Annotated in this window: 21 protein-coding genes and 1 other RNA gene; 13 read left to right on the forward strand and 9 right to left on the reverse strand. The window is 56.7% G+C overall.

Annotated elements, in window-relative coordinates; genetic code table 11:
- Positions 1 to 267 precede the first annotated feature (267 nt).
- Positions 268 to 1917, forward strand: coding sequence for a phosphoglucomutase (locus KH208_RS00930; RefSeq protein ID WP_291433050.1), 1650 nt, complete (start codon positions 268 to 270; stop codon positions 1915 to 1917).
- Between the two features lie 457 nt (positions 1918 to 2374).
- Here KH208_RS00930 and KH208_RS00935 read toward each other — a convergent pair whose 3' ends face one another.
- Positions 2375 to 3139: a pseudouridine synthase gene (locus KH208_RS00935; RefSeq protein WP_291433052.1), complete on the reverse strand. Its 765-nt coding sequence runs from the start codon at positions 3137 to 3139 to the stop codon at positions 2375 to 2377.
- Between the two features lie 437 nt (positions 3140 to 3576).
- Here KH208_RS00935 and rdgC point away from each other — a divergent pair, with 437 nt between their 5' ends.
- The 12 genes from rdgC to traI all read left to right on the forward strand — a co-directional run bounded on the left by rdgC (position 3577) and on the right by traI (position 14915).
- A complete protein-coding gene (gene rdgC, locus KH208_RS00940; RefSeq protein WP_291433054.1) occupies positions 3577 to 4200 on the forward strand; it encodes a recombination-associated protein RdgC in 624 nt (207 codons plus the stop codon).
- A gap of 16 nt (positions 4201 to 4216) precedes the next feature.
- A complete protein-coding gene (locus KH208_RS00945) occupies positions 4217 to 4696 on the forward strand; it encodes a hypothetical protein (protein WP_291433056.1) in 480 nt (159 codons plus the stop codon).
- Positions 4697 to 4760: 64 nt separating this feature from the next.
- Positions 4761 to 5798, forward strand: coding sequence for an ABC transporter permease (locus tag KH208_RS00950; RefSeq protein WP_291433058.1), 1038 nt, complete (start codon positions 4761 to 4763; stop codon positions 5796 to 5798).
- Complete coding sequence (locus KH208_RS00955) at positions 5798 to 6634, forward strand: ABC transporter permease (protein ID WP_008684010.1); 837 nt, start codon at positions 5798 to 5800, stop codon at positions 6632 to 6634. Before KH208_RS00950 ends, KH208_RS00955 begins: the two co-directional genes overlap by 1 nt.
- A gap of 109 nt (positions 6635 to 6743) precedes the next feature.
- Entirely contained in the window at positions 6744 to 8339 is a 1596-nt protein-coding gene (locus KH208_RS00960; protein WP_291433065.1) for an AAA family ATPase, read from the forward strand.
- A 367-nt stretch (positions 8340 to 8706) separates the two neighbouring features.
- A complete protein-coding gene (locus KH208_RS00965; RefSeq protein ID WP_020990507.1) occupies positions 8707 to 9246 on the forward strand; it encodes a hypothetical protein in 540 nt (179 codons plus the stop codon).
- A 49-nt stretch (positions 9247 to 9295) separates the two neighbouring features.
- Positions 9296 to 9674, forward strand: a transfer-messenger RNA (tmRNA) gene (ssrA, locus tag KH208_RS00970).
- A 189-nt stretch (positions 9675 to 9863) separates the two neighbouring features.
- Positions 9864 to 11069 (forward strand): integrase arm-type DNA-binding domain-containing protein, encoded by a 1206-nt coding sequence (locus tag KH208_RS00975; protein ID WP_270571077.1) that lies wholly within the window; start codon positions 9864 to 9866, stop codon positions 11067 to 11069.
- 118 nt (positions 11070 to 11187) lie between these two features.
- Positions 11188 to 11403: an AlpA family transcriptional regulator gene (locus KH208_RS00980; RefSeq protein WP_092155284.1), complete on the forward strand. Its 216-nt coding sequence runs from the start codon at positions 11188 to 11190 to the stop codon at positions 11401 to 11403.
- A gap of 8 nt (positions 11404 to 11411) precedes the next feature.
- Positions 11412 to 12131, forward strand: a complete 720-nt coding sequence (locus tag KH208_RS00985; protein WP_227749068.1) for a hypothetical protein — start codon at positions 11412 to 11414, stop codon at positions 12129 to 12131.
- Between the two features lie 312 nt (positions 12132 to 12443).
- Positions 12444 to 13145 carry a lytic transglycosylase domain-containing protein gene (locus KH208_RS00990; protein WP_257243237.1) on the forward strand — a complete coding sequence of 234 codons (702 nt, stop codon included), beginning with the start codon at positions 12444 to 12446 and terminating at the stop codon, positions 13143 to 13145.
- Positions 13146 to 13277: 132 nt separating this feature from the next.
- A complete protein-coding gene (gene traI / locus KH208_RS00995) occupies positions 13278 to 14915 on the forward strand; it encodes a TraI/MobA(P) family conjugative relaxase (RefSeq protein WP_092155288.1) in 1638 nt (545 codons plus the stop codon).
- A gap of 36 nt (positions 14916 to 14951) precedes the next feature.
- On the opposite strand, the gene KH208_RS01000 is transcribed toward traI, so the two are convergent.
- The 8 genes from KH208_RS01000 to KH208_RS01035 all read right to left on the reverse strand — a co-directional run bounded on the left by KH208_RS01000 (position 14952) and on the right by KH208_RS01035 (position 20587).
- Entirely contained in the window at positions 14952 to 15656 is a 705-nt protein-coding gene (locus KH208_RS01000; protein ID WP_092155290.1) for a cytochrome c biogenesis protein CcdA, read from the reverse strand.
- Between the two features lie 84 nt (positions 15657 to 15740).
- Positions 15741 to 16106: a co-chaperone YbbN gene (locus KH208_RS01005; RefSeq protein ID WP_291433080.1), complete on the reverse strand. Its 366-nt coding sequence runs from the start codon at positions 16104 to 16106 to the stop codon at positions 15741 to 15743.
- A gap of 57 nt (positions 16107 to 16163) precedes the next feature.
- The gene (locus tag KH208_RS01010; RefSeq protein WP_092155294.1) at positions 16164 to 16607 is read right to left on the reverse strand and encodes an arsenate reductase ArsC; all 444 of its coding nucleotides are present in this window, start codon (positions 16605 to 16607) and stop codon (positions 16164 to 16166) included.
- Positions 16608 to 16782: 175 nt separating this feature from the next.
- Positions 16783 to 17622 carry an arsenite methyltransferase gene (gene arsM / locus KH208_RS01015; RefSeq protein ID WP_291433083.1) on the reverse strand — a complete coding sequence of 280 codons (840 nt, stop codon included), beginning with the start codon at positions 17620 to 17622 and terminating at the stop codon, positions 16783 to 16785.
- Between the two features lie 12 nt (positions 17623 to 17634).
- Positions 17635 to 18681 carry an ACR3 family arsenite efflux transporter gene (gene arsB, locus KH208_RS01020; RefSeq protein WP_092155298.1) on the reverse strand — a complete coding sequence of 349 codons (1047 nt, stop codon included), beginning with the start codon at positions 18679 to 18681 and terminating at the stop codon, positions 17635 to 17637.
- 49 nt (positions 18682 to 18730) lie between these two features.
- Positions 18731 to 19024, reverse strand: coding sequence for a thioredoxin family protein (locus KH208_RS01025; RefSeq protein WP_092155300.1), 294 nt, complete (start codon positions 19022 to 19024; stop codon positions 18731 to 18733).
- A gap of 16 nt (positions 19025 to 19040) precedes the next feature.
- Complete coding sequence (locus KH208_RS01030) at positions 19041 to 20093, reverse strand: permease (protein WP_227327197.1); 1053 nt, start codon at positions 20091 to 20093, stop codon at positions 19041 to 19043.
- Positions 20094 to 20263: 170 nt separating this feature from the next.
- Entirely contained in the window at positions 20264 to 20587 is a 324-nt protein-coding gene (locus tag KH208_RS01035) for a helix-turn-helix transcriptional regulator (protein WP_092155304.1), read from the reverse strand.
- Between the last annotated feature and the right edge of the window lie 207 nt (positions 20588 to 20794).

Genomic DNA, 20794 nt, shown 5'->3' on the forward strand with positions numbered 1-20794 from the left:
CCCGGTGGAAAGATAAAACAGTGTGCTCATGACTTACCTCGGGCGTTATAAATACACTGATATAAAATGGTTGGCAATTAACGAGTCCTGAACCTAGGGCGCAGCTGGTAAGAAAGCCTTACAGGCGCATATGAAGAACCCCCGGCTATGCCGGGGGGTTCCTTTTATCCGTGAGCAAAAAATACAAGAACAGCTTGAGCGCCTGCCCAAGGATTGCGGAGAGCCTCGTTCCGGCGTAGAGATAACGTATCTTGCCGGAGGTCCTCTATGGCTGTTGTCCATTGCGACGCGGGGCATTTGCCCGCACCTGAAAAGCTGGAATGCATCCCCGCGCTGATGAGCGCCTATTACACCGAATTTCCCAATCCCAAGATCCCGGCTCAGCGCGTGTCGTTCGGCACTTCCGGGCATCGTGGCTCATCGGTGCTGCATACCTTCAACGAAGAGCATATTTACGCCATCACCCAGGCCGTCTGCGACTACCGCAAAGCCAAGGGCATTGACGGCCCGCTGTTTCTGGGCGGAGATACGCACGCCCTGTCCGAAGCGGCCTTCCGCTCGGCCCTGGAAGTGCTGGTGGCCAACGGCGTGAGTGTGCGCATCGCCGGAAACGGCGAGTTTACCGCAACCCCCGCCGTCTCGCATGCCATCTTGCGCTGGAACGCCGGGCGGAGCAGCGGTCTGGCCGACGGCATTATTATCACCCCGTCCCACAATCCGCCGCGCGACGGCGGCTTCAAGTACAATCCTCCGCACGGCGGCCCGGCCGAAACCGAGGTCACGGCCTGGATTGAAAAAAGCGCCAACGCCTATCTGGACAGCGGCAACCGCAACGTCCAACTCGTGCATTTGCGCGCGGCGCAGAGATCCTCCCTGGTGGAGGAGTACGACTTCACCCGCGCCTATGTGGAAGATCTGCCCAAGGTGCTGGACATGGAGGCCATTGCCGCTTCCGGCCTTAAGCTGGGCGTTGATCCTCTGGGCGGGGCCAGCCTGCCGCTTTGGGAACCTATTGCCGAAACCTATGGCCTGGACCTGACCGTGGTCAACAAGGAGGTGGACCCCACCTTCCGTTTTGTGCCCTGCGACAAAGACGGCCTGATCCGCATGGATTGTTCCTCGCCTTATGCCATGAGTCGTCTGCTGGAGATGCGCGACGACTTTGACCTTGCCTTTGCCTGCGATCCGGATTCCGACCGCCACGGCATTGTGACCCGCCAGGAACTGATGAACCCCAATCACTATTTGACTGTGGCGGCTTGGCATCTTTTCCGTACCCGTACGGGCTGGCCAAAGGATTGCGGCATCGGCAAAACCCTGGTGACCAGCGCCATGCTGGACAGAGTGGGGAAGGAGCTGGGGCGGCCGGTGGTGGAAGTGCCCGTGGGCTTCAAGTGGTTTGTGCCCTATCTGCTCAGCGGGCGGTGCGGCTTGGGCTGCGAGGAGAGCGCCGGAGCTTCCTTCCTCTGTTTTGACGGCTCACCCTGGAGCACGGACAAGGACGGTCCCTTGATGTGTCTGCTGGCCGCTGAGATCATGGCCAAGGAACAGGCATCTCCCAGTGAAATCTACCAAAAGCTGACCGAAAAGCTCGGCGCCCCGGTCTATCAGCGTCTGGACGCGCCCGCCGACGACCGCACCCGTACGCTGCTCAAAGCTTTGACGCCGGAAAGCGTGCATCTGAAAACCTTGGGGGGCTCGCCGGTGACCCGTGTGCTGACCCGCGCGCCCGGCAATGACGCGCCCATCGGCGGTGTCAAAGTCAGCAGCGAAGACGGCTGGTTTGCCGTGCGCCCTTCTGGTACGGAAGCCATCTGCAAGGTTTATACTGAAAGTTTCAAAGGCGAAGCCCAGCTCTGCGCCCTGCAAAAGGACGCCATCGACTTTTTGGAACGCCTGCTGAAAAAGGAAGGGTAGGGCATGGTGAAAAACGGGGGCGGGCGGGTCTGCCACAGCAACTTGCGTATCGGGATGTTTCCGCGCGTTTTGTGGGCCGCTGTCTGCGCCTTTTTCTGCATCATGGGCCTGAATCCGGAATGCATTCCACGATCCGCAATACCAGTGGCTGTTCGGCAGTGAGGCTGTCAGCGGCCTGCCGTGGTATCATTCGCGTGCGGCCTATGTGAGCTGCATGGCCGGAGAGGTTCTCTGGTATCTCGTGGGGATGGGACTGAGCTTCAGTGCCAAGAGGCCGCGCCTTTTCCATATCCATCTGGTCCTCTCGGCGCTTTGGGTCATCGGCATTGCGCAATGCGTCCGACAATAGGGCAATTGACGCATTGCATGCGCGAACTGCCCTGCAAGGATTTACTACAGAAAATCCTTGCCGCGCGAAATGCGGGCAGGCGGCCTTTGCCCGCCGTAAACGAGCATTTCAAGTATTAAATTGCCCTGGAGCAGGGCGTTGGACGTGGGACGGCAAGCCGACGCTTTGCCTGAGACCGGCCACTTCTCCGGGGGTCAATGCCCTGGCAGCGCCCGGTTTAAGGCCGCCCAAAGCCAACGGCCCTTGGGCCACGCGGCGCAGGCGCAGAATAGTCAGGCCCAGATCCCGGCACATGCGCCGTATCTGTCGGTTGACGCCCTGGCGCAATACCATGCGCAACAGGGCATTGCCGTTCTCAGCTGTTTTTGCTTCCACATCCACCGGCAGCAAAGCTTGGCCTTCGTCCAGGCGCATGCCCCGGCGCATGACCGCCAAAGCCGTTTCCGGCACAGATCCGCGAATCAGCACTTCATAGGTCTTGGGCTGGTGATGCCGGGGATGAGTAAGCCGCTGGGCCAGTTCGCCGTCATTGGTCAACAGCAGCAGACCTTCTGAAAAATAATCCAGGCGGCCCACGGGATAGAGCCGCAGATGCCGCGCCTCGGGCGGCAGATATGCCATGACCGTGGGCCGTCCCTCGGGATCATTAACCGTGCAGACGGTCTGTACGGGCTTGTGCAGCAACAGATAGTAATATTCCTGAGCGGCGGAGAGCTCCCGGCCGTTGACCGCGATGCGATCACCGGGCAGCACATGCCGGGCCGGATTTTCCTCCAGAGCCCCGTTGACCTGTACCTGACCCGCAAGAATAAGCTCGTCGGCCTTACGCCGCGAGCACAGACCGGCGGCGGCAATGGCCTTGTTCAGGCGCACGCCGTTTGTCGCGTTGTCCTGGACTGGACTTTCCGGCGGCGTGTTTGCGGCACGGCAAACATCAGCAGCCTTGTCGGCTGCATGCGTGCGCTGCGCCTGTGACGGGCGCCGTGTGGATGCGACGGTGTGAGGCCTTGATTTTCCGGGCATGAAGAGCTCCTGCGGGCTGTGTGCGGGCATCGTGCTGGAAGAGAGGGGCCGCGTCAAGCGGGTTCCCTGATTCGCCGCTTGGGAATCAAAAGTTTACATAATTATCATTATGGGACATTTATCTCCATCCATGCCGCTCCCGGGAAGGGCTCTCTCGTCTCCGCTTCATTTGAAGGTGCAGATCGCTTGCATCCGCACCGCCGGGATATTCGGACCGGGACTTGCCGACAAGGCGGCTCTGACGTACAATACAAACCGGTCTTGCGTTCCAATCCCAAGGAGTTTTCATGGGCTTTGCCAACAGCACCTGCAGTTTTACCCGGTTCCGTATTCTGGACCCCGTGTCCTCCGAGCTCTGGCAACAGATCCCGGACAAGCTCAAGCAATTCGCCTTTCGCGACATTGACGACATCCCCGAAATGCAGGCTCAGGGCTGGGTCAGTTTTGAGGATATGCTGGATTCGGAATGGGCCGCCGCACCGCCCCAGAAAGGAGCCTATATCGTCTTTTCCCTGCGCCTGGACACGCGGCGCATCCCGGCGGGCGTGGTGAAAAAGCATCTGGCCCTGGCCCTGCGCCAGGAGAAAGAGCGTATGCGCGAACAGAACAAGACCTTTATCTCCCGTGAGCGCAAAAAAGAGCTTAAAGAACAGGTCATGCTGCGCCTGCGTCAGCGTTTTCTGCCGGTGCCGGGTGAATTTAACGTGCTCTGGGCCACGGACAAAAATGAAGTCTGGTTCGCCTCAACCCAGAACAAGATGATCGACCTCTTCATGGAGGAATTCCTGAAAACCTTTGAGTTGCATCTGGAACAACTGACGCCGTATAACCTGGCGGCCGCCATGCTGGACGAGGAAAACCTCATCCGTCTGGATCAGCTTGAAGCAACCCAATTCGCGCCGCTTGCCTAGCAGGGAGACCTCTATAATGAATATGCCCATTTCCGGCGAATCCACCGACAGCATTCTGGGGCAGGAATTTCTGACCTGGCTCTGGTACCAGAGCGACACCGCGCCCGGCGCCTTCACGGACAGCGAAGGCGCGCCTTTTGCTGTTTCCATGGAGCAGCGCATCGTAGTCCAGGGTGGTGAAGGCGAAGCCAAGGAAACCGCCTCGGTTTCCGGTTCGCTTTCGCCCCTGCGCGAGGCGCGCTTTGGTTTGGGCACGGGCAAGAAGGTCAGCCGGGCGCTGATCCGTCTGGAAAAAGAAGAACTGGCTTTTCAGCTCACACTCAAGGCCGAGGATTTCGGCCTGGGCAGCCTCAAGACGCCCAAACTGGACAAGGGCGACAGCGATGACGACCCCGACGCGCTGCTGCTGGAAAAATTTTATCTGATGGAGGTCTGCGTCGGCCTGCTGGACTCCCTGTATGCCCGCTTTCTCAAGCTGCGCCTTTCGCCGGAGTAGCACAAGGAAGTGGCGGATATGCGCCAGTGGCTGACGCGGACGGAGTAAGCCCCCTTTCCCTCCCATGAGTCAGTCCCCCTCCCCTGCCCGCAGCCGTCGGGACCGCATCGCGGCCATTGCCCTGAGAGCCGCCAGAAAAACCCTCTGGATGTTGCTGGTGCTCTGGGGCATCACCCTGATCTCCTTCTGGGTCATCCATCTGGCTCCCGGATCGCCGACGGACATGGAAACCACCTTGAACCCCCTGGCGGGCGAAGCGGCGCGCCAACGGCTGGAAGCGCTCTACGGCCTGGATCGCCCCCTCTATGTGCAGTACGGGGACTGGTTGCTGCGTCTGCTGCATTTTGATTTCGGCAATTCCATGTCCGCGGACGCGCGGCCCGTGCTGGACAAAATTCTGGAGCGCTTGCCCCTGACCGTGTCCATGAATGTGATTTCCCTGGTGCTGACCCTGATCATCGCCATTCCCGTGGGCATCCTCTCGGCCTGCAAGCGTAACTCCTTGCTGGACCGCAGCGTGACCGTGCTGGTCTTTCTGGGTTTCGCCATGCCCTCCTTCTGGCTGGCCCTGCTGCTGATGATGTTCTTCGGCATAGATCTTCAGTGGCTGCCCATTTCCGGCCTGACGTCGATGGATTACGCCGGACTGAGCCCATGGGGGAAGCTCTGTGATCTGGCCCGGCATCTGGCGCTGCCCATTCTGGTCTACACCATCGGCGGCCTGGCCGGCATGTCGCGCTATATGCGCGCCTGCATGCTGGAAGTGCTGCGCCAGGATTACATCCTCACGGCCAAGGCCAAAGGTTTGCCGCTGAGCCTGATTATCCGGCGGCACGCCCTGCGCAACGCCCTGCTGCCGGTCATCACCCTGCTGGGCCTTTCCGTGCCGGGGCTCATCGGCGGCAGTGTGATCATTGAATCCATTTTCGCCCTGCCCGGCCTGGGACAGCTCTTTTACTCGGCGGTCATGGCCCGCGACTATACCATGATCATGGGCAATCTGGTGCTGGGCGCAGTGCTCACCCTGGCCGGCAATCTGCTGGCCGACGTCTGTTACAGCCTGGCCGACCCGCGAATCCGCGCCTCCGGGGAGCAGAACTGATGCTGCCCGCCGCCGTAAAGCGCTTGCTCGGGCGCAACCTCATGCTTACCCTGGGCCTGGGCATTGTGCTGTTCATGTCTCTGGCGGCCCTCTGCGCCCCGCTGATCGCGCCCTATCCGCCCACGGCCCAGCATCTGGACAACATTCTGGAACCGCCCTCCTCCCGTTTCTGGCTGGGCACCGACCGTCTGGGGCGGGATGTCTTTTCCCGTTTGCTCTACGGGGGGCGCGTGTCCCTCTGGGTGGGCTTTGTGGCCGTGGGCATCTCCATCAGCATCGGTACGGTACTGGGTCTGATCAGCGGCTATTTCCGGCGTTGGGTGGATGAAGCCATCATGCGCCTGGTGGACATCATGCTCTGCTTCCCCTCCTTTTTCCTGATCCTGGCGGTCATTGCCTTTCTGGAGCCCGACCTTACCAATATCATGGTGGTCATCGGCCTGACCTCCTGGATGGGCGTAACCCGCCTGGTGCGCGCTGAAGCCCTCAGTCTGCGCGAGCGCGAATTCGTGGCCGCCGCCCGCCTTGCGGGCAGCCCCACCCGGCGGATTTTATTCCGCCATATCCTGCCCAACGCCCTCGCGCCGGTGCTGATCACCGCTACTCTGGGCGTGGCCGGGGCCATTCTGGTGGAGTCGAGCCTGAGTTTTCTGGGATTGGGCGTACAGCCGCCCACGGCCAGCTGGGGCAATATGCTCATGGAAGGCAAAACCGTCATTGAAAACGCGCCCTGGCTCTCGGTCTATCCGGGCCTGGCCATTCTGATCACAGTACTCGGTTATAATCTTCTGGGTGAAAGCCTGCGCGACCTGCTGGACCCGCGTCTCAAGCAATAGCTCTTTTGCCTTGGACAGCCTGTTTTGTTAGTATGAATGCGGCGGCATAGGTCTGTGCGGCCTGAAGAGCGGCATATCTTTAATCTATCGCTTGAAGTTGTAAGCAACTATGCTGGAATATCTGCGCATCCGCAATCTGGCCCTGATCGAAGATATGGAGCTGGACTTTTCACCGGGCATGAACGTGCTTACCGGCGAAACCGGCGCGGGTAAAAGTTTTATCCTCAAGGCTCTGGGCTTTCTGCTGGGCGACAGGCTGAGCGCCGAAATGGTGCGCCCCGGCGCGCAACGGGCCCAGGTGGAGGCCCTGTTCACCCTTGGCGATCAGGATCTGGTATTGCGGCGTGAACTGCTGGCCGAGAGCGGCCGCAGCCGCTTATACATCAACGACGCCCTGAGTTCGCAGGAAAGCCTGCGTGATCTGCGCGCGCGTCTGGTGGCGCACACCAGCCAGCACGGCCAGCAGCAACTTTTGCAGCCCGCTTTTCAGGCCAAACTGATGGAGAGCGCCTTTCCCCGGCCTGAACTCCTGGAGGAGCGTGACGCCCTGCTCCGCCAGTTGCAGGAGGTTTCAGCCCGGCGCAATGTCCTGTCGGCAAAACAGGCCAGCCTGGCCGACAGACGTGACTTGCTGGAAATGCAGCAACAGGAGATAGATAAAGTATCGCCTGAAGAAGGCGAGGAAGAACATCTTGAAGAGCTGCGTGCTCAAGTCCGCGCGCAGGAGCATTTGCGGGAGAATTATGAAAACGCCCTGACTCTGCTGCACGGGGAGGACGGGCCGGGCCTGCTGGATATGCTCGGGCGCTTTGAACGCCTCATCCATACCATGAGCCGGGACGACGCGGTTCTGGCGCCGGAGGCCGAGGCTGTTGCCGCTCTGCGTCAGCAATTGGTGCACCTGGGCAATCATTTGCGCCGCCCTCCCCTGCCCGATGAGGAAATGGACATGGACAAGGTGGAGGAACGCCTCTTTGCTTTGGCCCAGCTTAAGCGCAAGCTGCGGCGCAGCCTGCCGGAAATCCTTGCCCTGCGCGGAGAAATCGAAGAGAACCTCTCTTTTCTGGACGTCTGTGCGCTGGACCTCTCGCGCCTTGCCAAGGAAGAAGCCGCGCTGGCGGAAAAACTGGCGGCCGTGGTGGAACGTATCCGGCCTGTACGCCGGGAAGCCGCAAGCTCTTTTGCCCATAACCTGGAAGACCAGTTGCGCGATCTGGGCTTTTCCGAACAGGTGCGGGTGATTCCCGATTTTGTGCCGCAGGAACTCTGGCCGGGCGTCGCGGATGAACGGGTACGCATTCTCTGGGCCCCCAATCCGGGCCAGCCTCCACAGCCCTTGGACCGCATCGCTTCGGGCGGCGAACTGTCACGCTTTTTGCTGGCCCTCACCAGCGTGCGCCGGGACGCGGAAAGCGCCACATATATCTTTGATGAGGTGGACGCCGGTGTGGGCGGCCTGACCTTGAACAAGCTGGCGGAAAAGCTCAATGCCCTGGCCGAACAGCGCCAGATGTTGCTGATCACCCACTGGCCCCAACTGGCCGCGCGGGCGCGCAAACATTTTCAGATCAGTAAAGTGGTCCGCGAGGATGCCACCTTTACGCTTTGCTCGCCGCTTGACGGCCCGGCCCGGCATGAGGAATTGGCCCGGATGGCGGGCGGCGGCCCTCAGGGTGAAGCCCTGGCGCGCAGTTTGGAAGCCTGATTCCGCTGTTCCACTGCTTTTCTTTTTCGCTCCCTTCCCCACACACAGCCACTGGCAAATTTTGCCGCACTGCCGGTCTTCCGTCGCTCTCGGACTGAAATCTCCCGTGGAAAAGTCGTCAAAAACGCGCCGTCGGAACCGGGAACGCATACGGCATAGCCCTGCTTTTCCCATAGGCTGGGCCGCCTCTCTTAAATTTCTCTAGACTTTTAAGGGCGATGGAAAGCTCAAGCCGTGCTGGCACCTATTTTGCTTAAGTGCGGGGTAAGCAGACGCAAGGGAAAAAATAGCCGTGGATGTTCGTGCAAACAGCCGGGGACATCCAAGAGCATTGTATGCCGGAGAAATCACTCCACTGGAGGAGTTCGTGAATACCGACAGTCAGAACCACCTCACCAGCATGGTCCATATGCAGTCCGGCGTTTCCGCCTCGGTTGCGGCGGCTGTGGAGTCCGATTCCGGCGATGTTGCGCCGCTGTCGCTGGGGGGCAGAGCATCCCACGCCCTGCAAAGCCTGAGCCGGGATGGCCGTGAACTTTCGCAAGCCCTGGAGGCGCATTTGGACAGCCTGCAGGAATCATTCATGGCCCTGTTGCACGGGCAACTGGACGCCGGGAAGCTGGAGCTGGAAGAACGCCTGCATCTTTACCTCTCGCCGGAGGGCCGCCTGGTGGTTGAAGGCAGCGACAACGATGCGGAAAAAGTCTGTGAACTCATTTCCCGCAAGCCCGCCTTGCAACGCCGCTTTCAGGAACTGGCCCGGCTGGCCCTGCTCTCGCATGGCGTGGAAGTGGCCTGTCAGGCCCACACCGCCTTGCGGGAACCGGAACAGGAGGCCGACAACCCCTTGTTCAGCCGCTATCATATGTGTCTCAAGGGCCCGCTTTCGCATTTTTATGTCCGCTGAGCTTGCCAAGCGAGCGCAAGCGGCTTATTCTATTTACCTACCCGAATATGGGGGCGCACTGGTTTCGACGTGGATGTGGAAGCCGGAGCGGCAGGCCGAGGCGCCGCTGGCCTCGTAAAAAAGCGGCAACACAGTAATTGCCAACAACGATTACGACTACGCTTACGCTGCCTAGTCAGCGAGGCAACTGACCGCATAGCCGGTCGCGCTGCTCGGGACCACGCCTGATAATCCCGAGCGGCGACATTTATCAGGCTGGCGGAAACCGGCGCTCGCCGGGGTTTTCCGTGAGACTGTCACCGGCGGGCTTGCCGCGTTGCGCTTGGTCAGGGGCCACCAGCGCGGCGAGATTTAATCCTGGCCTAAGCCTGTAGATGCTTCGCGTGGAGTATTCGCGGACGGGGGTTCGATTCCCCCCGCCTCCACCATTATAAACTTTTTTTACTGTCCAAGTCAGTCCAAAGAAGGCCGTAAATCCTAATAACACAAAGGATTTATGGCCTTTTTGGTGTCCTTGGAAGTCCGTGAACATCCGTTGTCATCAAACACGAATGGGGGTAAAAATGGGGGTAAATTGAAAGCGCGAGAAAGTTTTACCCCCAACTTCGGAGGCCATTATGCCCTTGTCAGACGCCAAAATCCGGGCTTTACCCCCAACAGATAAAAATCTGAAACTTTTTGACGGCGGCGGATTGTATCTTGCCGTCTCCCCTGCTGGCGGGAAAACATGGAGGCTCAAGTACCGCTTTGGGGGTAAAGAACAAACACTGACCATAGGACGTTACCCCCAGATTGGCTTGAAAGAGGCGCGGGAGAAAGCGCAGAAGGCGAAAGCATCCCTTGAGCAAGGGATTGACCCCGGCCAGATGAAGAAAGCCGTGGCGGCAGCCCAGACAGGCGGCGGGGATTCTTTCGAGGCCATTGCCCGTGAATGGTTCGAGCGCAATAAAAGCAAGTGGACGCCCAAGCACGGGGAACGAGTGCTGTTACGCCTTGAGCAGAATATGTTCCCATATATCGGTAAAATTCATATCGGCATTCTGACCGCGCCTCAAATCCTGTTGCCGCTCCGCAAAATTGAGGAGCGCGGCGCGATTGAAACGGCGCATCGCGTTCTTCAGGAGTGCGGTTGCGTATGCCGGTACGCCGTGGCCACCGGACGGGCCGAGCGAGACGCCACGGCCGACCTCAAAGGCGCGTTGGCCCCGGCCATATCAAAAAACATGCCCGCCATCGTCACCCCCTCCGAAGTCGGGGGGCTCCTCCGCTCTCTGGAAGGCTATACGGGTTCCGAAGTCGTCAAAGCCGCCCTTCGTCTTGCCCCTCTCGTATTTGTGCGGCCCGGAGAACTCAGGCAAGCGGAATGGACGGAGTTTGACCTTGCCGGGAAGATTTGGATAATCCCCCCCGAAAAAATGAAAATGCGGCGGGAACATCGTGTTCCCCTTGCCAGCCAGAGTATGAGCATTCTTGAAGCCTTGTTTCCTCTCACTGGACGCGGCCGCTTCCTCTTTCCGAGCATGAGAAGCGCGGCCCGTCCCATGTCGGACAACACGGTCAACGCCGCTCTCCGCCGTTTGGGCTATGCTCAGGGCGAAATGTGCGGACACGGTTTTCGGGCTATGGCCTCGACGCTTCTCAATGAACGCGGGTGGGCTCCTGATGTTATAGAAGCCCAATTGGCTCATGTGGATGGAAACAGCGTTCGCCGCGCGTATAATCGCGCACTGTATTGGGAAGAGCGTGTGAAAATGATGCAGGAATGGGCGGATTATCTGGATGAATTGCGGGAAAACACTGGGGCACAGGACAGTAACAGATAAAAATCGTCATATAGACTATAAAAAAATGTTTTTTGCTGAAAACAGGAAGTAATTTCCTCACGTTTCGCAAAAAGACCGTGCTACACCTCCGTAAACACTATTTTACGGAGGTGTTTTTATGTCTACAGTAATCCCTCATACTGGATTTATGCGGCTCTGGCAGGTGCTTGAAGTGGTTCCCATCAGTAAAAGCGCATGGTGGGAAGGCTGCAAGACTGGCCGCTTTCCAAAACCCGTAAAACTTGGCCCCCGCACAACCGCATGGAAGGCCGAGGACATTGCCGCTCTGGTGAAGAAGTTGAGCGATCCCGAATACGCCGCCGAGGATAGATAGGCCCCGCCGTGCGTTGGATTAAACATCCAAGCACTTTTTCGCGCCACGCCGCCATGCTGGAACTGAGGGACATACTCGGTCCGGCAGGGTACGGCGCGGCGTGGCTTTTGCTGGAACGCATAGCGGAAGCGTGGGACGGCAACGGGGAGCCGGAATTATGCCTTTCCTTGCAGGAATGGAAATATGTATGCGGTGTTTCAAGTCAGAAATTTCAAAAACTGATCGAAATTCTACAACAGCACACAATTATTCAGACAGAAAATGTGCGGTTCCGGCTACTGGTAAAAGCATCTATCCTTTTGCAATTACAAGATGAATGGACAAGGAGAGTGCGCCAAAACTCCAAAGTGACTCCTGAGCTGGTCGGGAGTCACTTTGGAGCACAGACAGAGACAGATAACAGAAGAAAAAAAGACAAAAATACACCGCCGGGAGCGAGTCTGTCCTACCAAGTGGCGGGCGTGTTTCGTCGGCATGGGATCATGCCGGGGTCAGACAGGGCGCGGCATATTGTAAGCCACCTGGAGGACAGACAGCCGCAGAATCCGGGCGGTTATCTGGAAAGTATTCTGCAACGGAAACCGGATTTTGATCCCATGCCCCAAGCCTATGAAGACGGCACAATAAACAACAGACAACAAGGGCCGACAGCTACCGGGGATATTTTGCGCCGCATGGGAATGGTCCAGCCGCCGAGGACTGACAGCGGCGACCATGAAGACGGGTGATTTCATTTCCCGGCCGCTTTTTCTGTTTTCACAGAATAATATTCCATGATGATGCAAAGTACATCATTTGAACTCTTACTATAGTTATCATCACTCTCTAATATGCCGAATGAAACTGTCATATCGCATAATAAAAGAAGGGAAATTGCGCCGTTCCATATCTCACGGCATCTTTCCTTGTGCTATGCTGTATCCGCTTTGGAGGGCAGGACAAGGGAAGTAGGCCCACCTTGCGGCGGTTCTCTTCCCGTCCTGCCCTGCGGGGCTGTGCTTATTCGCCTTCGGCTCAACACAAAACAAGGCAGAACTTCAATGAAAAAAGGCATGGCGCTTTGCGCCGGGATTCTCCGTTTGCTTCTGGCGGTTTCTCCGGCCAGCGGCGCGGATGCGGCTTTGCCCCCGGATGAGGGCACCCATATCCCCGCCCGTCTGGTGGAATCCGTGGCCCGTCAGGAATCAAGCCTGAATCCGTGGGCTGTGAACGTGGCGGGACGTGATTTTTATCCGGTCAGTCGGGAGGAGGCAGAGCACATCATAACGGCGGCAGAACGGGCGGGCGCTTCCTATGACGTGGGGCTGATGCAGATCAACCGTTGGTGGATACGCCGCTACGGTATTTCTCCCGCGTCATTGTTGAACCCGGACATAAACAAGAAGTGGGGAACCTGGATACTGGCCCAGGAGATTGCCCGCCACGGCTACAATTGGCGGGCCGTGGGCAAATACCATTCACCGGACGCCGAACGCGGCAGGCGCTATGCGTGGCGCGTGTACCGTTATTATGCGTCCCGGTCGGAACCTGGTTCACCCACGGGCAAGGAGCGTTTTCATGCCGAGCAAAAAACTGGCGCTCAAAACCTATCTGACGCCGGAGGAATACGACGTTGTTCTGGCCAGCGCCCGCAAGGCCGGATTGTCTCTTTCGACGTTCAGCAAACGGGTATGCCTTGGCTTTTCCGTGCCAAGTCTGGAACACCAGGAAGCCCGGCTGGAACTCCGGCGCTTGAAAGGTGAGCTGGCGCGGCTTGGCGGCCTGATTAAACAGGCGTTGGCCAGCGGCGCGGACAGGAGCACGGTTCACCGGCTTTTACATGAACTTGACGCCCGGCAGCGGGAACTGCAAGCGGCTATCGCCAGGATTGAAAGATGATCAGCCGACGCATCCCCATAAACCCGACGCATGATCGCTATCCCCGTCTTGCCGCGTACATTGCCGACGCTGGGCATGGTGGGGAAAAATGTCTTATGGCGTGGTGCGCGGGCTGTCTTGGCGGTGAAGATTACGCGGAAGGCGTCGCGGAAGTGGCGGATGTTCAAGATTGCAACACCCGCGCCCAGGGCGCGAAGACCTATCACTTGCTTGTGAGCTTCCGGCCCGAAGACGAGACTCGACTTGCGCCCGAAGTCTTTCAGGACATAGAGCGGCGTTTTGCCGCCGCCTTGGGGTATGCCGAGCACCAACGGCATTGCGGCGTACATCGGGATACCGCCAATATCCATATGCACGTCGCCTACAATATGATCCATCCGGGCACGTACACCGTACACAAAGAGTTCCGCGATTACTGGATACGGGACAAGCTATGCCGGGAACTGGAACGTGAATACGGCCTGCATATTGACAACGGCCGGGAGCAACTCGGAAAGGACCGGATCAATGACAAAGCCGCCGCGATGGAAGCGCACAGCGGCCAGCAATCTTTCGTGTCCTATGCCAAGAGCCATGCGGAGGACCTGCAAGCGGCCCTTGCCGGAGCCGGAACATGGGAGGAAGTCCATGCCGCTTTTGCCCGTTACGGACTGGAAATCCGGCCCCGCGCCAATGGCCTGATTGTTCGGGACCGTCACAGCAAAAACGCTAACAGAGCGGCCAAGGCCAGCGACGTGGCCAAGGGGTTTTCCCTGAAAAAATTGCAAAGCCGGTTCGGGCCGTTCGTTCCGCCCCTGGCACCGGAACGCTTCACCGGGCAGGACCGCTATGAAGCCGCAACACTCTGCCGGGGACCGCACCGGGGAGAATTGTTCCAAGAGTACAAGCGGGGAATTGAAAACCGCATAGCCTGTCTGCAAACGCTGAAAGAAAAGGAGGATGCGACTCTGGACGCCATCCGTCGCAAATGGGAAGTAAAGCGGAATGAGCTTGACCGGCTGAACATCGCCAAGCGCAACCGGCGCAATCTGATCGCCATTGCCCGCAAACGCGAAGCCGAGGAAAAGGCGAACGCCCGGCTGTCGTTTCAGGAGCCCCGGCAGGAGGTTCGTCGGGAGATTCCCTATGCGTCATGGACCGCTTTTTTACAATGGAAGACGGAACAGGGCAACGAAACGGCTCTGTCCATGTTGCGTTCACACGCAGGAGGGGCCGAGCCGGAAAGAGAACAGCGGCCCCCGGATGTTGCCTCCCTACGGGCGCAGTTTGCAACCAGGGAAAGGAACGCGCAAGAAGCGCCGGGCGTGAGCGGCAAAGGCAAGACGCGCCTGTTGGCCGCGCTGCGTATGGAACGGCTTGTAGCGGAGGAGCGCCAGCGGCATGGAGAAAACACCCCCTGCATGTTCGACGGAATCACATGCCGGGTAGATGGAAAAGGCGTGGTGATTTTCACCATTCCCACCGGGGGCACCGTGCGCGATACGGGTAAGACGGTGCTGTTTTCCGCAGGGGACGCGACGGCGCGGGAAGCGGCAAAACGCTACGCTCAAAGCAAATGGGGGCTACGCATTGTCATGGAGGAAAACGGTTTTTCTCTCGGAAAAGAAAGAGCGCGGGAACGTGGCGGACGGTAAGAAAACATCCGCCGAGTTCCCGCATAGAAAAGTCTCTCAGACTATGAATGGAGAGACGGCGAAATACAGACCGATGCCGATCACCAGCAGTCCGGCCAGCTTTCTCCCCCATTGAGTCGCAAGACGCATTCCTTTGGCTTCCACAAGCCGCTGACTCAGCGCCACGGAACTTCCCGCCAGAACAATGGGCAGGCAATGCCCCAAAGCGAAAAACAGGATCAAGGCTATCCCTTCGACAACTCTCTGTTGTACGGTGATAATGGCCAGAATGGGCGCGATGAAGCCGAATGTGCATGCCCCGGATAAAATGCCGTAGGAACCACCCAGGATAAAGGCCCCCCGATACCCCCGCATGGTGAATCCGCTCAGGGTCTTGCCCGGCAGGCGGCACTTGGCAACGCCCATGAGGTCTAGGCCGAGCCAGACCAGCAAGACCCCCACCGGCACCCCCCATAAGGGGGAAATATCCCCCAACATGCGGCCGAGCAACGAACAGATCACGCCCACCACGGCGATGGAGAGGAATAACCCCAGGCTGAACACGCCAGCATATCCCGCCGCTTCTCTCCCTTGAATCTCGTGCCCCTGGCCAGCCACGTAGCCCACCATGAGCGGGATGGAGGCCAGATGACACGGACTGAACAATACGCTGACCATACCCCATAGAAAGCAACCGAGAACCGCTAGCGCAAAGGTATCAGTCATCCACATATTGATGGTCAGTAAAAACTGGTTAAACACGTATTTGCCCCAGGTAAAGCGTGAGAGAATAAATATGGGAAAAGCAACTTGCGTAGCTTTTCCCTGTGTGCCTGCCTAAACAGTTTATTCTGCAAGCAGAGCATCAATTTTTGTTTTTATACTCGCCTCATCTAAGAAACCTGTATGGCGTTCCCGCTCATTTCCTTTTTTGTCATAGAAAATTTGTGTCGGTATGGCTTGTATCCCGTATTCAGATTTCATGTTTGTATTTTCCCAAACATCAACAAACAATATGGAGGCTTTGCCTTCATAGTATTTGCCGACTTTTTCCAGAACAGGAGCCATCATTTTGCATGGAACACAGCTTTTTGCCCCTAAATCAAGCATTGTCACCGTATTGGGAACAGGAATTTGTTCCGGCGCGGCATAGGCGGCGGAAAAAGACAACATGAGGACAAAAGTGGAAAACAACAGCGAACGCTTGAACATGGTTGCTCCTGATAAAGTGCTAGAGTGTTTTAAAAAGTTAGGGCAGAACAAAACCGGCTAGGCTTGTTCTGAAAATAATTCAGGGTGGGCTTGGGGAAGGTTGCCCACAAAGTCGGCTATCTCATCACGTACTCGTCGGTAGTATGTCAAAGCCTCTTCCTCGGTTTTGGCGTTTTTCGCCAGTCTTGGCGGATCGTCAAATCCGTGATGCTCAATTTTTGCTCCACCGGGAAAATAAGGGCAATTTTCCGCCGCGTCTCCGCAGAGCGTAACGACCAGATCAAAATCGACGGGCGGCAAATCCAGGAGACTTTTGGGGAGGTACGTGGAAATCATTATCCCCTTTTCCGCCATAGCCTGTACGGCCAAGTAGTCCACTTCACGGGCCGGAGCAGACCCCGCCGAGTGAACTTGCAATTGTGGCCACAGCTTCCGCGTCCAGCCTTCGGCCATTTGACTGCGACAGGAATTACCCGTGCAGAGGAAAAGAATTGTCTTCATGATGACTCCGTAGATAAAGTCTATTATTTGTTATTTGGCAATATAGCAATATATATGCCACTATAACATGCTTAAAATATTATATTTATGTTTCACCCTTCTGTATCATTTTTAACCATCTCTGTGTCGGTTGGATGAAAATGATACAGAAGAGCATCGTGCAACTTCAAACAGGCTATGGTTTTTGCGCGGAAACGATGGCGCTGGTCATAACATCGTGGAGCGTCTTTTCCGGGGGAAGCGATTGACGGATTTTCGCGTACAGAGGATCGTCGCCCGATTCCATAGCTTCGATGTAGCCGGACTTCTTATCCAAAGAGATATGAATAAAGCCGCATTCCTTAAGAATGTTTTTCGTTTCTTCCAAGAGAATGGCCCCGGATATGCAACCGACCAGGGCCGCAACGGAATCCATCACGTTTTCCGAGAGTTCTTCCAGCAGCACAATATCAGATACGGAAACCTTGCCGCCGGACCGCAACACACGGAAAATTTCCTTCCAGACTTGCGGCTTGTCGGGGGAAAGGTTGATTACGCAATTTGACAGAACCACATCCACGGAGTTGTCGGCCACCGGCAAATGTTCGATTTCACCCAAGCGAAACTCGACGTTATCAAGACCGGAATGTTCCCGATACCATACGCAGGCGTTCCGCGCCTTGTGAAGCATTTCCGCCGTCATATCCACGCCGATGACCCGGCCGGATTTCCCGACTCGCGGGCCTGCCTGAAACACATCGAAGCCGCCGCCCGATCCCAGGTCCAGAACCACGTCCCCTTCTTTCAGAGAGGCCAGGGCCAAGGGATTGCCGCAGGAAAGGCCCATATTGACGCCTTCCGGCAAGTCGTTAATGTCGTCTTCCGAATATCCCAGACTTGCGGCCAAGGTTCCCGCATTGGCGCTTGAGCAACAGCCTTGCCCACTTCCACAACATGATTGCGTGGAACCCAAAGCGATACCGGCATAACCTTGGCGGACTTTCGCCCGCATTTCTTCTTTTTGGGTACTATCCATCGTCATTGCTTCCTATGACGCATACCAGCGTCTTTTGATCCATAAGGACACATTGACCAGCCCGATCAGCACCGGCACTTCCACCAGCGGGCCGATAACGGCCACAAACGCCTGCCCGGAGTTCAAGCCGAACACCGCGATAGCCACGGCAATGGCAAGCTCGAAATTGTTGGAAGCCGCTGTAAAAGAGAGTGTTGCCGACTGTTCGTAATTGGCTCCGGCCTTCCAGGAAAGATAAAAGGATAACAGAAACATGAAAATGAAATACACGAGCAACGGAATGGCCACCCGGAGCACGTCAAACGGCAGTTGCACAATGTAATCCCCTTTGAGGGAGAACATCACCAGAATGGTGAACAGCAACGCGCGTAACGCCCACGGGCTGACGCGGGGGATAAAAATATTTTCGTACCAGTCCAGTCCCTTGACCTTAAGTCCATAAAGCCGGGAAAGAATCCCGCCCAGGAACGGAATGCCGAGATAAATAAAAACGCTCTCGGCTATCTGCCCCATGCTTATATCCACTACAGCGCCTGACATGCCGAGCCATCCGGGCAACACTGTAATGAATACATAAGCGTACACAGAGAAGAACAGCACCTGAAAAATGGAATTGAACGCCACCAAACCGGCGCAGTATTCACGGTCCCCGCCCGCAAGGTCGTTCCAGATAATCACCATTGCTATGCAACGGGCCAGCCCGATGAGGATAAGCCCTATCATATATTCCTGATGACCGGAAAGAAACGTCACGGCCAGCAGAAACATAAGAGCGGGACCGATGATCCAGTTTTGCGTCAAAGACAGCAGAAGAATTTTTTTATTTCTGAAAACCTTGCCGAGTTCTTCATATTTCACCTTCGCCAAGGGCGGGTACATCATGACGATAAGCCCGATAGCGATAGGAATGTTTGTGGTGCCGACCTGGAAAAAGTTGATCACACTTCTGACGCCCGGCGCGGCCCATCCGAGCATCACACCTATAAACATGGCGAAAAATATCCACAGCGTCAGATAGCGATCCAGAAAAGATAACTTTTGTAAGGTGGATTGGCTCATACTCCCCTCCAATGGCAATAACGGGGCGGGTACACCGCCCCGTTCACGGTTAGCACTTGCCGCCGCAACAGCAGCCGGTGGAAGTCGAATGAGCGGAAGCATGAGCGTCCGGCGTAGCGATCCAACCCATGACTTCGGACTTGGAAGGCACACGGCCAGTACACATGACGTTGTTGTCGATGACCACGGCGGGCGTGGACATAACGCCGAGCGCCATCATTTCTTTCAGGTCCGTGACCTTTTCAACCGTGGCGGCACTTCCCGCATCCTGCACGGCGGCATTGACGACGTTTTCCGCTTCTTTGCACTTGGCGCAACCGGGACCGAGAACTTTGATCAACATGACGACCCTCTTTCGGCTAAAAGATTTGTGTTTGGAGGATATTGAACAGCCAGCCCACTACCGTGAATATAACCAGCAACATGCCCAAGAAGAGGGCCAAAAGCTTCCAGCGCATGACCTGTTTGAGCATGAGCACTTCCGGCAGACTCGCCGCTACCGTGCTCATGCAGAAGGCCAGCGTCGTGCCCAGAGGCAGTCCCTTGAGCAGCAGGCTTTCCATAATCGGAATAATACCCGTGACATTGGTATACAGCGGAATGCCGATAGCCACGGCCACCGGGACGGACCACCATTGACCGGCTCCCAGGTTTTCCGTGAACCATTCCTGCGGCACATAGCCATGAAGTAACGCGCCAAGGCCCACGCCGATGATGACCCACAGCCAGACCTTTTTGAAAATACTGCTCGTTTCAGAGTAGGCGAACGCATGGCGTTCCATGAGGCCCATCTTGGGAGCTTCGCCCGCTTCCACAGCGGCTTCTCTGGTGGACGCATTCTTCATGGCGTCCAGCAAAAAGGGTTGCAGCCAACGTTCCGCACGGAGCGCGTCCATGATGATCCCGCCCACAATGCCCGCAAACATGCCCACCACCACATAAATGATCGTAAACTTCCAACCCAGCAGTCCCCACAGCAGGACCACGGCGATTTCATTGATTAACGGCGAGGTGATGAGAAAGGACATAGTTATGCCCAAGGGAATACGGGCCGTGGTGAACCCCAGGAACAAAGGAATGCTGGAACAGGAACAGAACGGCGTGATAGCCCCGAAGCCCGCGCCTAAAAAGTAGCCGATTCCCCGGCCTTTTCCCGCCAAATAGTCCCGGACCCGTTCAACGTGCATCGCGGCCCGCAGCCAGCCGATGACGTAAACCATAAGAACGAGCAACAAGAGAATCTTTGCCGTGTCATAGAAAAAGAACTCGACGGAATCCCCCAATGGAGTGCCTTTGTCGATGGAAAAAAGATCATAGGTCAGCCATTGCGAAAGCGGCACAATGACGGAATAGACCGCACTCCACAGCACCAGAGCAGCAATGCCGATCCCGAAATATCGCGTCTTGTTCACTTGCGACGGGATGGAAGGGGATTGCGGCGCTTCGGACTTTTGACAAGCGCACTGAACCGAGGGAGGTAAAACCTGTTTTTCTTCTGGTACGCCCGCACAGCATTTTGACATCTTGCTAGCCTCTTAAATTTTCTTTATTGGCAAAATTGCCAATATTACGAGTAAAAAAATTACCCTTTGTTCAGCATGTCCATTTGCGAAAGGACACGCTTTTCCACGATTTCTCCGGTGCAGGACAGAAAGGTGTCCAGACAACAGAGAGCAAGGCGGTAATAGATGTTTGTCCCTCTTTTTTCAGTGAAAACCACCCCCGCTTCCCGGAGTACGGAGAGATGCTTGGAAACAGTGGACATATCGTCCCCTACCAGAGCTTGCAGATCGCAGACGCACTTTTCACCGTCTCGCAGGGCATCCACCATGAGCAGGCGGCTCGGATGACCAAGCGCCTTAAAAATCTTGGCTTGTTCCGAGATATACTTTTTGTACCGGTCCATGTTTTCATCCTTGGCTTTTCAGCAAAATAGCCACTTGAATTTCTCTTGTCAAGATTGAAAACCATCATTGCTCAATTTCGCCATTGTCTTGTACGGCAAACGGAAAACAGGGATTGAGTATAAGAATGTAGTTGCATTAATTAGATATGCTATATCGTATATATGGCAAAAGCTGTCTTACCCGGCTTGACTTATGTTGCATAATTC

It is taken from the genome of Desulfovibrio sp., from assembly GCF_018379785.1.
Lineage (GTDB): Bacteria > Desulfobacterota > Desulfovibrionia > Desulfovibrionales > Desulfovibrionaceae > Desulfovibrio.

Excerpts from the sequence above, each read along its gene's own strand:
- arsM (WP_291433083.1), bottom strand. The coding sequence starts at position 17,622 with ATGGATAGTACCCAAAAAGAAGAAATGCGGGCGAAAGTCCGCCAAGGT.
- KH208_RS01035 (WP_092155304.1), bottom strand. The coding sequence starts at position 20,587 with ATGGACCGGTACAAAAAGTATATCTCGGAACAAGCCAAGATTTTTAAG.
- KH208_RS01005 (WP_291433080.1), bottom strand. The coding sequence starts at position 16,106 with ATGTTCAAGCGTTCGCTGTTGTTTTCCACTTTTGTCCTCATGTTGTCT.
- arsB (WP_092155298.1), bottom strand. The coding sequence starts at position 18,681 with ATGAGCCAATCCACCTTACAAAAGTTATCTTTTCTGGATCGCTATCTG.
- KH208_RS00955 (WP_008684010.1), top strand. The coding sequence starts at position 5,798 with ATGCTGCCCGCCGCCGTAAAGCGCTTGCTCGGGCGCAACCTCATGCTT.
- KH208_RS01010 (WP_092155294.1), bottom strand. The coding sequence starts at position 16,607 with ATGAAGACAATTCTTTTCCTCTGCACGGGTAATTCCTGTCGCAGTCAA.
- KH208_RS00975 (WP_270571077.1), top strand. The coding sequence starts at position 9,864 with ATGCCCTTGTCAGACGCCAAAATCCGGGCTTTACCCCCAACAGATAAA.
- KH208_RS00960 (WP_291433065.1), top strand. The coding sequence starts at position 6,744 with ATGCTGGAATATCTGCGCATCCGCAATCTGGCCCTGATCGAAGATATG.
- KH208_RS00945 (WP_291433056.1), top strand. The coding sequence starts at position 4,217 with ATGAATATGCCCATTTCCGGCGAATCCACCGACAGCATTCTGGGGCAG.
- KH208_RS00950 (WP_291433058.1), top strand. The coding sequence starts at position 4,761 with ATGAGTCAGTCCCCCTCCCCTGCCCGCAGCCGTCGGGACCGCATCGCG.
- KH208_RS00930 (WP_291433050.1), top strand. The coding sequence starts at position 268 with ATGGCTGTTGTCCATTGCGACGCGGGGCATTTGCCCGCACCTGAAAAG.
- rdgC (WP_291433054.1), top strand. The coding sequence starts at position 3,577 with ATGGGCTTTGCCAACAGCACCTGCAGTTTTACCCGGTTCCGTATTCTG.
- traI (WP_092155288.1), top strand. The coding sequence starts at position 13,278 with ATGATCAGCCGACGCATCCCCATAAACCCGACGCATGATCGCTATCCC.
- KH208_RS00980 (WP_092155284.1), top strand. The coding sequence starts at position 11,188 with ATGTCTACAGTAATCCCTCATACTGGATTTATGCGGCTCTGGCAGGTG.
- KH208_RS00990 (WP_257243237.1), top strand. The coding sequence starts at position 12,444 with ATGAAAAAAGGCATGGCGCTTTGCGCCGGGATTCTCCGTTTGCTTCTG.
- KH208_RS01025 (WP_092155300.1), bottom strand. The coding sequence starts at position 19,024 with ATGTTGATCAAAGTTCTCGGTCCCGGTTGCGCCAAGTGCAAAGAAGCG.